Origin of the sequence: Pseudomonas sp. VI4.1 (assembly GCF_002029345.1) — a bacterium.
Classification (GTDB): Bacteria; Pseudomonadota; Gammaproteobacteria; order Pseudomonadales; family Pseudomonadaceae; genus Aquipseudomonas.
Genome location: NZ_MULM01000065.1, coordinates 1 through 13,217 on the forward strand (window position 1 = coordinate 1; position 13,217 = coordinate 13,217).

Annotated in this window: 9 protein-coding genes and 1 pseudogene; 3 read left to right on the forward strand and 7 right to left on the reverse strand. The window is 61.9% G+C overall.

The window, feature by feature from the left end; all coding sequences use genetic code 11:
- The 5 genes and pseudogenes from BZ163_RS01870 to BZ163_RS01890 all read right to left on the reverse strand — a co-directional run.
- Window positions 1-463, reverse strand: a 463-nt coding sequence (locus tag BZ163_RS01870) for a TolC family protein (RefSeq protein ID WP_168187298.1), incomplete at its 3' end; no start/stop codon positions are given.
- Window positions 460-933 (reverse strand): MarR family winged helix-turn-helix transcriptional regulator, encoded by a 474-nt coding sequence (locus tag BZ163_RS01875; protein ID WP_128869562.1) that lies wholly within the window; start codon window positions 931-933, stop codon window positions 460-462. The genes BZ163_RS01870 and BZ163_RS01875, both read right to left, overlap by 4 nt.
- A 301-nt stretch (window positions 934-1,234) precedes the next feature.
- Window positions 1,235-4,909: a translocation/assembly module TamB domain-containing protein gene (locus tag BZ163_RS01880; protein WP_128869563.1), complete on the reverse strand. Its 3,675-nt coding sequence runs from the start codon at window positions 4,907-4,909 to the stop codon at window positions 1,235-1,237.
- Window positions 4,906-6,631, reverse strand: a pseudogene (locus BZ163_RS01885) (autotransporter assembly complex family protein). The gene BZ163_RS01880 and the pseudogene BZ163_RS01885 overlap by 4 nt, the downstream one beginning before the upstream one ends.
- 65 nt (window positions 6,632-6,696) lie before the next feature.
- Entirely contained in the window at window positions 6,697-7,347 is a 651-nt protein-coding gene (locus BZ163_RS01890) for an N-acetyltransferase (RefSeq protein ID WP_128869564.1), read from the reverse strand.
- A gap of 391 nt (window positions 7,348-7,738) precedes the next feature.
- Here BZ163_RS01890 and xthA point away from each other — a divergent pair, with 391 nt between their 5' ends.
- Both xthA and BZ163_RS01900 read left to right on the forward strand, forming a co-directional pair.
- Entirely contained in the window at window positions 7,739-8,551 is an 813-nt protein-coding gene (xthA, locus tag BZ163_RS01895) for an exodeoxyribonuclease III (RefSeq protein WP_128869565.1), read from the forward strand.
- Window positions 8,552-8,679: 128 nt separating this feature from the next.
- Window positions 8,680-9,120 (forward strand): CBS domain-containing protein, encoded by a 441-nt coding sequence (locus BZ163_RS01900; protein ID WP_128869566.1) that lies wholly within the window; start codon window positions 8,680-8,682, stop codon window positions 9,118-9,120.
- Window positions 9,121-9,249: 129 nt separating this feature from the next.
- Here the strand turns inward: BZ163_RS01900 and BZ163_RS01905 are convergent, their stop codons facing one another.
- Window positions 9,250-9,873, reverse strand: coding sequence for a glutathione S-transferase (locus tag BZ163_RS01905; protein ID WP_128869567.1), 624 nt, complete (start codon window positions 9,871-9,873; stop codon window positions 9,250-9,252).
- A 359-nt stretch (window positions 9,874-10,232) separates the two neighbouring features.
- Window positions 10,233-11,321: a DUF1615 domain-containing protein gene (locus BZ163_RS01910; protein ID WP_128869568.1), complete on the reverse strand. Its 1,089-nt coding sequence runs from the start codon at window positions 11,319-11,321 to the stop codon at window positions 10,233-10,235.
- A gap of 203 nt (window positions 11,322-11,524) precedes the next feature.
- On the opposite strand from BZ163_RS01910, the gene BZ163_RS01915 reads away from it, so the two are divergent.
- Window positions 11,525-13,060 (forward strand): FAD-dependent oxidoreductase, encoded by a 1,536-nt coding sequence (locus BZ163_RS01915; protein WP_128869569.1) that lies wholly within the window; start codon window positions 11,525-11,527, stop codon window positions 13,058-13,060.
- Window positions 13,061-13,217: the final 157 nt, after the last annotated feature.

Here is a 13,217-nt window from a genome sequence, read left to right on the forward strand (position 1 = left end):
CGCGCTGGCCGCCCCAGAGGTCGAAGTTGTAATTGAAACTGGCGCCGATGTTGCGCACGGTGGAGTAGGCATCACCCTGCCCCTGCGGGTCTTGATCGCGGGCCAGACGCGAACGGCTGGCGCCGCGCTTGGCATCCAGCGTCGGCATCCGCTCGGCGTCGGCGGCGTAAGCGGCGGCGCTGGCCTGATGGGCGCGGGCGGCGGCGATTTGCATGTCCGGGCTGTCGAGCAGGGCTTCGCGGATCAGGCCGTCGAGCTGCGGGTCGCCGAGGCTTTTCCACCAGTCGCTTTTCGGCCAGGCCGCCGGCGACAGGGTCACGCCGCTGAGGGATTGTCCGGCCTTGAGGTTTTTTGCCTCGAGGCTGACGCCTTCGGTGTCCAGGCCGCTGTAGCTGGCGCAACCGGCCAGGGTCATGGCCAACAGCACCAGGCTGAGACCGCTGCGCAAGGTTTTACTGTTCATTTGTCACCTACCCGCAGCAGGGTGATCGAGTCACCGGCGGCCACCAGGATTTTCTTGAGGATCTGTTCCAGGGTGTTCAGTTCTTCCGGGGTGATGGCCCCGGCCAATTCATTCATGGCGTCGGCGCCGATGTGTGGCAGGCGGTCGGCGAGCTTCAGCCCCTCTTCAGTCAGCACCAGCTGCACCTGACGGCGGTCCGCCGCGGAACGTTGGCGGGCGAGGAAGCCTTTCTGTTCCAGACGGTCGAGCATGCGGGTCATCGAACCGCTGTCCAGGGACAGGTGACGACAGAGCTCGGCCGGGGTATCGACGCCGAACTGGGCCATGATGATCAGCACCTTGAACTGCGCGGCAGTGATGCCGTGGGGTTCCATGTGGGTGTCGATGATCCGGTCCTTGAGCAGCGCCGCGCGCCCGAGCAGGAGGCCGAGATGGCACGTGTGGAATTCGTCCGGGGTGAAATGTTTCATCTGACCACCAATTAGCTGCCTAGGCAGAGAATGTATGTCGAGATGTTACTGCCTAGGCAGCGAATGTCAATGAAATAGTTAGGCTGCTTTCTATTTCACAGATAAATGGAGTTTTGCTGTTGTGTTTGGCGGGGCTGATAAATGGGGTTTTGCAGGTGGGTTGGGGGGGTTGATAGATTGCTTTCGCTGGCAAGCCAGCTCCTACAGGGGATCGTGTCGATCACATGGATCGCGCGACACAACACCTGTAGGAGCTGGCTTGCCAGCGAAGGAAGCGACTCGGTATCGAGGGAACGCGGGCCTAGAAATCCCGCTTGTAGAAGATATCCAGCGAACTGGCCACACCACCTGCAGCCTCGAGGTAGACCTTCTTGCTCAGCTTGTAGCGCAAGGCAATGGTGTTGGCCGGCTCAAACACGCCAACCCCGTAACGCAGGCTGAGTTTCTCGGAGATATTGCCGCTGGCCACCACACTGGTTTCGTTGCCGCTGCCCTCGGTATCGAGCTGGAAGTCTTGAATACCCAGGCTCTTGGCCAAGCCGCTGGTCACCCCCGAACTGCCCATCAGGCCCAGCCCGAGTGCCGCTTGAGCCAGCATGTTGTTGTCCTCGCCGGTGGTGCTCAGCGGACGGCCCAGCACCAGATAGGACAACGCCTGTTCCTGGCTCATGGCCGGCTCTGAGAAGATTTGCGTGGTCGGCTGCTCGGCGCTGCCGCTCAGGCGAATCCCGGCGATCACGTCATCGGTCTGGCGAATCGCTTCGATGTCCAGGTAGGGCTGGTCAATGGGCCCGGCAAACAGCAGACGTGCGCGGCGCACTGTCAGCCGCTGGCCGTAGGCGCGGTAACGCCCGTCGTTGAGCCAGAGCTCGCCGCGGGTGTCCATGTTGTCGCCGATGTGCACATGCCCTTGCAGGTTGGCGGTCAGGCCAAACCCGGCAAAGCTGAGTTTTTCTTCGCCGACCACCACATCGATGTCCATCGCCATGGCCATCGGCGGTTTGCCCTCTTCGGTCTGTTGGCCGATGATCACCGTGTCATCGGAGACCTTGACCGTCGACGGCGGCAACTCGCGCACGGTGATTTCACCCTTGGGCACCCGCACTTTGCCGGCCACCGACAGTTTGTCGTCCTTCATCGAGATCTTCAGGTCTGGCGCCATTTCCAGCTTGGCATACGGCTCGACGTTCACCGGCAACTGCGAGCCCTTGAGCACCAGGTCCACCACCAGCGCCTGGCCCCAGGCGATGTCGCCATTCAAGCTGCCCTGCCCGGCCTTGCCGCTTTTCCAGCTGCCCTCCAATTGCACGGTTTCGCCGGCAATCAGCGCCCGCACCTGCAAGGCTTCAAGGTCCATCGGCAGTTCAGCCCCGGAAATCTCACCGTCGCTGAGCAGCACACTGCCATTGACCTGAGGGGCCAGCAGTGCGCCGGAAATCGTGCCGCTGCCATTCAAGCGCCCGGTGATTTTCTCGACCATCGGCACAAACGGCCGGGCCACGGACAGGTCCAGCCCGCTCAAACGGAAAGACCCGGTCAGCGGCTTGTCCTTGGGCAACGGATTGATCTGGGCCTGCACCATCAGTTCGCCGAGCTTGCCGCCCACGAAGTTGAGGTCGGTGTCGATGCGCTTGGGCGTGAGTTTGCTGGTCAGTTTCAGGGTCTGGTACGGGAAGTCCAGCCACTGGTCTTTCTCGCGCACGCGCAGGGTGCCGCCGCTGGCATCGATGCTGATCTGACCGTTCGGGCCGCTGGCGGGCATGTCCAGTTGCAGGTCAGCATTGAGCCGGCCCTTCCAGGCAAAATCCTTGGGCAACCACTGCGCCAGGCTGTCGATCGGGAATTGCTTGAGGTGATAACGCAGCTTCGGCTCCGGCATCAGGCGCTGGTCTTCACCGCACAGGCTGGCCGGGCCGGACATCCAGCAATGGGCGCCGAAGTTGACCTTGCCGTCCGCCAGCCGCTCGAGCTTCGCCGGGCCTTGCAGCTTCCAGTCCTGGCCACCGGCCTGGATATCGCCGCTGGCCAGGCGTCCGCGCCAGTTGCCTTGGTCCAGCGCACCGTCAAAGCCCAGCGCCAGTTTCAGCTGGGGTCCTTGCAGATCCAAGGTCAGCTTCTGCTTCTTGATATCGCCCTGGCCACTGGCGGTCAAGGTCCCCAACGAGGTGTCGCCGGCCTGGATGCCGCGGCCCTTGAGATCGATTTTCGCCCGTTGCGCGCTGTCGAGCGTCGCATCCAGGTTCAGGCTTTGCAGACGATTGTCTTCGAACGCCAGCTGCGTACCTTGCAGCCCGAGCTTGCCTTGCGGTGCCTTGAGCGTGCCGGCGACATCGACCCGGCCGTTGAGCTGCCCGCGCAATTGCGGCCAGAGCTGCGCCAGGCGCGTCAGCTTGATGTCGATCTGGCCGGTCAGTTTCTGTTGCAGGCTGCCCTTGCCATTGATGCTGTTGTCGCCCAGGCGAATCTGCAGGGCGCTGAGGTTCCATTGCTCGCCGCCGCCGTCGGCCTTGGCCTGGATCACTGCCGGTTGGCCGCGCAGCTTGCCCTTCAGGTCCAGGTCGGCATTCAGGCTGAGTGTTTCATTCTTCAGCTCGCCTTTGCTGCGTAACGGTCCGGCCAGGGTGCCCGGCAACTCTGCGACCCAGTACGCCGGATTGATGGCCGACAGGTCCAGCGCGGTGTCCCAGGCAATGCCATCGGCGAATTGCAGGTTCAGGTGACCCTGGGCTTTGCCCTGCCCGGCTTCGAGCTGGATTTGTTGCAGGTAGATTTTCGTCAGGTCGCCAGCGAACGGGCTGTTCAGGCTGAAGGCCCCGGCCGGGCCATCCAGCGCGGCCTTGAAGTTGCCGAGGTACTTGCCGTCGGTGTAGGAGACTTCACCGTTGAAACTGCGCAAGGCCACTTCCGGTTCGTCGATCAGCGGATAGAGACGGTGCCAGGGGAAATCCAGCCAGTCGATTTTCGCCTCGGCACTCAGGCCTTTGCTCCAGTCCAGGTGCCCGGTGAGCTTGAGGCTTTGCTTGTCGTTGGCCGTCAGGTCCAGCCCGGCGATCTGCGCGCCATTGGCGTCGACCTTGCCTTGCAGCAACAATGCCACCGGGCCCTTCTCGGCGGGCAGCGTGGCTTTGCCGAGCAGTTGGTAACCCTGTTTCAAGTCGCCGTCGCCGGTGAGTTCCAGCTGGTTGAGTTGCAGGGTGTCCGGCAGGTCGGCGCTGGGCTTGAAGCCGTCGGCGGTGATGCGCACCTTGGCCGGCAGGTTTTCCACCAGCGGTTGCAATTGGCCCGTCAGTTGTCCGTTCAGGTAGCCGCTGCTGTCGGCTTTCAGGTTCAGGGTCTTCAGCAGGTCGCCGTCGACCTTCAGCGCCAGCGCCCACGGCTCGGTGCCCGGCGATGGCAGGGTCAGTCTACCCTCGGCCTTGAGCGGCCAGTTGCCGCTGGGTTGCAGCAGGCCGGACAGGTTCAGGCTCAGCTCGTCACGCTGCAACTGCACGGAATCAATCTGCAAACCTTTATCGGTCCAGTGCGCCGCCAGTTGCAGGCCCTTGAGCGCTTCGCTGCCGTTGAACAAAAGGCTGCCGACCTTGATGTCACCCAACTCTATTGCCAGGGGCAATTGCACGTCCGGCAGGGTGATCGGCCCGCTGCTCTCTTCTTCCGCGCCCGGCGGGAATTGCAAGCTGACCTGGTCGGCCTGCAATTGCTCGATGCACAGGGTCATGCGCGTCAGGCACAGCGGCGACCAGGCGAAAATCACTTTGCTCAGCTCGACCTGGCTGCTGTCCTGCTGCCACAACAGATGGTCGGCGCTCCACTGCCCGCCCAGGCGCCCCTGGAAATTCTCCACGGTCAGGCCCGGGACAAACCCGAGAGCCCAGCGACTGCCCGTCACCGTGCCCAATACCGTGGCCAGGGTAAGGACGACCAGCATCAACAGCGCCAGGATCGCCAGCAGCGTTACTTTCAAACCACGCTTCACAGCTCAGGCCCCATGGAAAAGTGCAGTCGAATGCCGCCGTCGTCGTCCATCGCGTGAGCCAGGTCGAGGCGGATCGGCCCCACCGGCGACACCCAGCGCACGCCGATGCCGACGCCGGTCTTGAGGTTCGGCAATTCAAGTGTATTAAAGGAGTTGCCCTGGTCGATGAAGGTCGCCACCCGCCATTTTTCGGCGACGGCGTACTGATACTCGACGCTGCCGGCCACCATGTAACGACCGCCGATGCGGTCGCCGTTGGAGTTTTCCGGGGACAGGCTCTGATAATCGTAACCGCGCACGCTCTGATCGCCACCGGCGAAGAACCGCAACGACGGCGGCACTGATTTGTAGCCGTTGGTCGCGCTGCCGCCGACCTGTACCCGACCGAGCAAACGGTGTTTGTCGAAGACCGTGGTCAAGCCTTTCACCAGTGCCGTGCCATAGAGCAGATTGTTGTCGGACCCCAACCCTTCCTTGGCGACCTTGGTTTCGAAGGCCAGGCGATAACCATTGTGCGGGTCGATACGGTTGTCGCTTTTCAGATAGGAATAACTGACGCCGGGCATGAGCAAGGTGCTGAGCCCCGAGTCGTCGCCGAGTCGGTACTCTTCCCGTTGCCATTTGAGCGACACCACCCGTTGCCAGCCGCTGGGCAACTTGCTGTGCCACTCGGGACCGAGGGTCAACAGCTTGCTCAGGCTGTCCTTATCGGCGATTTCTTCATACTGATAGCCGCCGGCGAAGCGCAGTTTGTCGGTCAGCGGCGGGTCCAGCGGAATGTCGTAGAACAGCCCGACGTTTTGCCGTGGCGCCGAGACTTCGGTTTCCCAGCCGTAGCTGTGCCCCTGGGGGTTGACCCAATGCCGGGTCCAGTTGGCCTTGACCCGTGGGCCGACGTCGGTCGAGTAACCCACGCCCAGGCCCATGGTTCGCGGCTTGCGGGTGTCGAGCTTGACGTCCACCGGGATCACATTGGCCTTGGACGCGGTCGGTGCCGCATCGACCCGCACCCCCTCGAAATAGCCGCTCGATTGCAGCGCCTGGTTGAGTTCGGCGATCAGTTCGGAGTCATAGGGTGCGCCCGCCTTGAACGGCACCATGCGTTGCAACAAGTCTTCGTCGAAGGGCGTGTCGCCTTCAAAGCTGACCTTGCCCAGGGCATAACGCGGGCCGCTGTTGTAGACCAATTCGATGTCGGCCACGCCGGCCCGGGGGTCTACCGCCAGCTTCTGGCTGGTAAAGCGCCCGCTGAAGAAGCCATAGCGCGAGGCCTGGTTCTGGATCAGGCGCTTGGCATCTTCGTAGTGACCATGATTGAGCACCGCGCCGGTCTTGAGTGCGGCGCCCTTGGGCACGCGAAAGGATTTGAGAGAGGCCGCGGGCCCCTCGACGCGAATGGTGACGTTGCGCAAATGCACCGGCTCGCCGGGATCGATGTTCAGCACCAGGCGCGGCGTCTTGCCGCCCTTCACGTCGCTGTCGATCTGCGGCGTAATAGCCCAGGGCCTGGGCGGCCTTGCGCGCCTGCTCCTCGGCGCCACGACTGAAGCGCAGCAAGGCTTCCTCATCGCGATCGCCGAGGCTGCCGATATAGCCCTCTATATTGGCTTTGAGTTCATCGTTGGACGGTTTGATCCGCACATCCAATTCACTTTGCGCCAGCGCCGCGCAGCTGGTGATCAGCATCAGCATGGCGCTGGTAAATCTTCCTGAAAACTTCATAGGCGCGGATGCTATCACGAGCTTGGGAGCGTGATAGAGCCTCGCTATGAAAGAAAGTTCTACCGTTAAGCCGTTGCTGTTTGTAACACCTGAGGATTGGCGTGGAAAAACACGTGTTCGCGGATCGGTCCTACGGCCACCTCGCCGATTTCCTCATAGCCTTGACGCTTATAGAACTCCAGATAACGAGGATTCCCGGTATCGAGGACCACGCCCTGGGAGTGTTCATCCACCGCGCACCAGTTATGCACCGCTTGCAGCAGCTGTTCGCCGAAGTGCTTGCCTTGAAATTGTGGATGAATCCCCAGCAAAGGCAGCAGGTGCACCTCGTCGGACGGCACGCACGCCATCACCGCATCGTGATATTCGAGGTAGCGGCGGGTGCAGCGAAAGCCGGTGCTGAGCACCATGCGCAGGCGCCAGGCCCAGCTGTCGGTGATGCCCAGACGCCGTTGCGGCGGCGCGATCAGGGCGATGCCGATCAACCGGTCGTTGACCAGCAGGCCGATGGCCGGCAAGTCCTGCAGAAAATGTTGCTTGACCAGTTCGCGCACGGTGGCGCGGACCCGTTGTTCGTAACCGGGGCGTTCCGCTTCGAACAGGTAACCGAAGGTCGGTTCGTGCCGATAAGCCTGGTACAGCAAGGAGCGGGCTTCGCGGGAATAGCCGCTGTCGAGCATGTGGATATCGGCGATGGCGGTCGAGGTTTCGGGCATAACGGCTGATCTCTCCGGGGCGCGGCTCAAAAGGCCGCGTTCTTATGGGTACGAACCTGGCAGCGCAGGCACAGTTCCGTGCTGATCCGAAATCAGTGGCGGTGCATGAGCCGTCTTCGCGAGCAAGCTCGCTCCCACAAGGTATAGACCAGACTGGAGAAATCATTGGGTCCATGTACAAACCCCCTGTGGAGAAACTACTGGGTCCATGCACAAACCCACTGTGAGAGAAAATACTGGATCCATGCACAAACCCACTGTGGGAGCGGGCTTGCTCGCGAAGAGGCCGGAACAGACGACACAGGACAAACAAGGAAGACGAATAGCCTCCCCAAGCTAGCCCCATCCCTCCATGTCAGCTAGCATCGCCCTTTTGCCAGGACTGCCGACCATGAAGATCGTCTCCTTCAACATCAACGGGCTGCGCGCTCGCCCGCATCAGCTGGCGGCGCTGATCGAGAAGCACCAGCCTGACGTGATCGGGCTGCAGGAAACCAAGGTCCACGACGAACAATTCCCCCTGGCCGAGGTTCAGGCCCTGGGCTATCACGTGTATTTCCATGGGCAAAAAGGCCACTACGGTGTCGCCCTGCTCTCGCGCAAAGAACCGCTGGCGCTGCACAAAGGTTTCGCCACCGATGACGAAGACGCCCAGCGCCGCTTTATCTGGGGCACGTTCGCCGACGCCAATGGCGTGCCGGTAACCATCATGAACGGCTATTTCCCCCAGGGCGAAAGCCGTGACCACCCGACCAAATTTCCGGCCAAGGAGCGTTTCTACGGCGACTTGCAGCAGTTGCTGGAAAGTCAGTTCAGCAATGATCAGCCGCTGGTGGTGATGGGCGACGTGAACATTTCGCCGGAAGACTGCGACATCGGCATTGGGGCGGACAACATGAAACGCTGGCTGAAAACCGGCAAATGCAGCTTCCTGCCCGAAGAACGCGAGTGGATGGCGCGCCTGAAGAACTGGGGACTGGTGGACAGCTTCCGTCACCTGAACCCGGACGTGGCCGACCGCTTCAGCTGGTTCGACTACCGTAGCCGTGGCTTTGAAGACGAGCCCAAGCGCGGGCTGCGGATCGATTTGATCATGGCGTCCCACGGCTTGTTGCCGCGGGTGAAGGATGCGGGCGTGGATTATGAACTGCGCGGGATGGAAAAACCCTCGGACCATGCACCGATCTGGCTGGAATTGAGCTAAAAGCAAACGACAGCCCAGGAAAAACCGCCGAATGGCGTTTTTTGCGTGTTATCTGCCGCTTTCCGCCTTGCTCTGCGCGCCCGGGTCTACGATTCTTCAAGAACAACGACAACACCTGAGAAACCGCCATGAAAACCGTCGCCCAACTGCTCAAGTTAAAGGCCCAGCAAAATCAGGAAGTCCATACCATTGCGCCTCATCAAATGGTGCTGGAAGCGCTGATGGTCATGGCCGCGAAAAACGTCGGCGCATTGCCGGTGGTGAAGAACGGCGAGGTCATCGGCATCATCAGCGAGCGTGACTATGCGCGCAAACTGGTGCTCAAGGGCCGTTCGTCCGTCGGTACGCCGGTCGAGGACATCATGGTCTCGCCGGTCATCACCGTGGACACCCATCAGACCGTGGAAACCTGCATGGGTATCATGTCCGACAAACGCCTGCGGCACCTGCCGGTGGTGGAAGGCGGTGTGCTGATCGGCTTGCTGTCGATCGGTGACCTGGTCAAGGAAGCCATTGCCGAACAGGCCGAACTGATTCGGCAGCTGGAGCAGTACATTCGCGGGGAATAACCACTGACACCGCATTCCCCCATATAGGAGCTGGCTTGCCAGCGAAGACGATACATCAGCTAATACATGTGTCGGCTGACACGCCGCCTTCGCTGGCAAGCCAGCTCCTACAGGGGGATAGCAGTGTTCTCAGGCTGGCCAATGCCGGGCGAAGACCGGTGCCAGCGTCGGGTGCCGGTCGATGCGTTCCAGCCACGTGAAAAACCCTGGCCGGGTACTGCGCAAATGCTCCCGGCTGCCCGCCCACCGACTGACCACCGCCGCCAGCACATCCAGGGCTCTGGGGGTTTCATCGCCCAGGTACAACTCGCCCGAGAACTGATCGGCAAACACCTCCCAACTCCAATGCAGGCGCTTGCGCGCGCCGGCTATGAGGTTGTGCCTGGACGCTTCATCCGCCTGGGCCAACCAGCGTTCGGGGTAATCGATGATGCCGATGGCCGCGTAGCAATTGGTGACGATAAACGCCAGGCCGCGGATGGCCTGATCGCGCTCCGCAGCCTTTTCCGGCAGCAGCTTCGAATGGGGAAAGGTGAGCCCCAGGTGAATCAGGATCGCCGCACTCTCGGTGAGAATGCTGCCGTCGGGCAGTTGCAAGGTCGGAATCTGTTTCAGCGGGTTGAGTTTCTCCAGCGCCATGGCGTCCTGCGGGGACGACTCGACATCGATGAAGCGGTAAGGGATCTCGCAAAGTTCGAGTGCTGCTTCGATCGCAGCGGCGCCGGAGTTCTGGTGTCCGTAGAGCTGGTACATGGTGCGGCTCCCCTGGCGAGACAGGAATATAGTCAGTAGAGGCGCGCTCACCCGCCCTCGTTCCACTGCATTGAGCGAACAATGCCCGCTGACAGTGTAGAAGTGCCCGGGGATGCCGGCAATAAACCGGGACTCGGGCGGTGATTCCCTGTAGGAACTGGCTTGCCAGCGAAGGCGGCCTCAAGCCATCCAGCACCCTTGAAGACGCCTTCGCCAGCAAGCCGGCTCCTACACGGGGATTTGGCGCTGACCACAATTCATCGGTACGCAGGTGATTCCCTGTAGGAGCTGGCTTGCCAGCGAAGGCGGCCTAAAGCCGTGCAGTGCCCTTGAAGAAGCCTTCGCCAGCAAGCCGGCGCCTACCGCCGCGCCATACACCGCTGATAACGTTCATCGACCCGTTTGGCGAACCACGCTGTGGTGAGTTTGCGGGTGATCTTCGGGCTCTGCAGCACGATCCCCGGCAACACCGCCCGTGGCAATGAACGCCCCTCGGCCTGTTCGGCCAGTTCGAAGACTCGCCGATAGAGTTCGCTGTCCTCGAACTCGAGGCTTTTACCCTCCTCCAGCTGATTACGGATAGTCGGATTGCGCATGCCCAGTTGCTTGCCGAGGGTGCGCACCGCCAGTTCCGTGGTGCCGGGCATGATCGAATCGTAACGGACCAGGTCGCCATCCAGCGCCAGCGGGATGCCCGTGGCACGGCTCACCGCGTTCTGGAACGCGGCATTGCGGCTGGCGTACCACCCGGCATTGAAATCGGCGAAGCGGTACAGCGGCTGCTGGTAGCTCACCGGATAACCGAGCAAGTGCGCGATGCCGAAATACATGCCGCCGCGACGGCTGAACACTTCCCGACGAATCGAACCGTCCACCGGGTATGGATAATCCCGCGCCTGCTCCTGGGCAAAGTCGATGCTGACCTGCATCGGCCCGCCGGTGTGCACCGGGTTGAAACCGGCGAACAACGTGCGGCCCATGGGCACCATGCCGATGAAATCATCGAAGATCGCGCTGAGCTCTTTTTCGCTGCGGGCGGCTTGCAGGCGGTCGCTGTAGCTTTTGCCGTTGCTGGAGCTCACCTGCAGCGCACCGCTCACCAGCAGACCGGGGATGTGGGCCTTGGCGGCGCGGCGGTCGATTTCGTCGCGGGCGATCTTGCCCAGGCCCGGCACCGGTGGGTCCACCTGAAAGGTCGACTCCTGCTCGGTCACCGCCAGTACCGAACACAGGTTTTGCGTGGAGGGGTAGATGTTCTGGGCGGCAAACGCTGCATAAATGTCGGTGGCCCATCCTTGACGGTCGACGATCTTGGCCGGCAGCAGACGCACGATCTCGGCCCTGACCTCGGCAGGCTTGCGCACCGGTGGCTCCTGGATGCGTTGAGTGCCGCAACCGGCCAGGACCAGCAACGCGGCGATACCCATGATCAATCGATTGGCTTGCATGATGCTCCATCAAATCCGTTGAGCCGGGTTAACCATACGATCAATGGCATGGCGCAGGCTATGACTGCCCGAACGATGCACTGTTCCTTCCACTGGCACAAACCTGCGGGAGCTGACCTGTGTGGGGCCTCCATTGGGCAGCCAGCCTGCCCCCATGCCCGGACTGAACCATACTTGCTCCACACATCGAGGAGCACAGGCCCATGAACCGTAGCGACGTCCTGATCATCGGTGCCGGCCCGACCGGACTGGTACTGGCGCTGTGGCTGAGCAAACTGGGAATCCGCGTGCGGATCATCGACAAGGCGTCGAGCCCCGGCACCACGTCGCGGGCGCTGGCGGTGCAGGCTCGGACGCTGGAGTTGTATCGCCAGCTCGACCTCAGCCAGGCCGTGGTGCAGAACGGTCATCGAGTCGCTGCGGCGAACTTCTGGGTCAAGGGCGAAGCCGTGGCGCGCTTGCCTTTGAGCACAATTGGCGAGGGCCTGACACCCTACGCATTCCTCGAAATCTATCCCCAGGACGAGCATGAACGGCTGCTGATAGAACGCCTGGAAGCCTTTGGCATCAGGGTAGAACGCACTACCGAGCTTGAGGGTTTCGAGGAAACCGGCGACAGCATCACCGCCCGCCTGCGCTTGCCCGATGGCCAGCTGGAAATCTGCCAGACCTGCTACCTGGCCGGTTGCGACGGTGCCCGGTCGATCGTGCGCAAAACCCTGGACACCGGATTCCCCGGCGGCACTTATCAGCAAATTTTCTACGTGGCCGACGTGCAAGGCAGTGGGCCGACGTTCAATGGCGAACTGCACGTGGATCTCGATGAAGCGGATTTTCTCGCGGTGTTTCCGTTGGCCGGCGAAGGACGTGCCCGGCTGATTGGTACGGTGCGCGATGAACGCGCCGAGCGCGCCGAAACCCTGCGTTTTGAAGACGTCAGCAGCCGGGCTATCGAGCACATGAAGGTGCAGATCGATCAGTTGAACTGGTTCTCGACCTATCGCGTGCACCATCGGGTGGCGGATCACTTCCGCACCGGGCGCGCGTTTCTGTTGGGCGATGCGGCCCACGTCCACAGCCCCGCCGGCGGCCAGGGCATGAATACCGGAATTGGCGATGCGATCAATCTGGCCTGGAAACTCGCAGCGGTATTGAGCGGCGGTGCCCAAGCCCGACTGCTCGACAGCTACGAACCCGAGCGCATCTCGTTTGCCCGCAAACTGGTGGCCACCACCGACCGGGTGTTCAGTTTCGTCACCGCCGAAGGACGCCTGGCCGACTTGCTGCGCACGCGGCTGGCGCCGTTTCTGCTCCCCAAGGTGGCGTCACTGGAAACCAGCCGCGAGTTTCTGTTTCGCACGGTGTCGCAAATGACCCTCGATTATCGCGGGATGCCGCTGAGCAAAGGCGTTGCCGGGCACGTGCATGGCGGCGACCGCTTACCCTGGGCCCACGACGGTGAGGGGGACAATTTCGAATCGCTGAAGTGCCTGACCTGGCAGGTGCATGTGTATGGCGACACCAGCGATGAAATGATTGCCTGGTGCAACGAACATCATTTGCCGTTGCATGTGTTTGGCTGGCGTCCGGCGTTTGAAGCGGCGGGCCTGGGGCGTAGCGGGTTTTATCTGTTGCGGCCGGATACTTATGTGGCGGTGGCCGAGACGTGCTCCGATCCGAAGGTGATCGAGCGGTATTTCCGGGATCACGGGATCAGGCCGTTTTTCGGATCGCCCTGATCCACCACAGCCCCCTGCAGGAGCCGGCTTGCCGGCGAAGGCGGAGTGTCAGTCGACACCTATATCGACTGACCCACTGAACCCTGTAGGAGCCGGCTTGCCCGGCGAAGGCGGAGTCGTCAGTCGACACCTATATCGACTGACCCACTGAACCCTG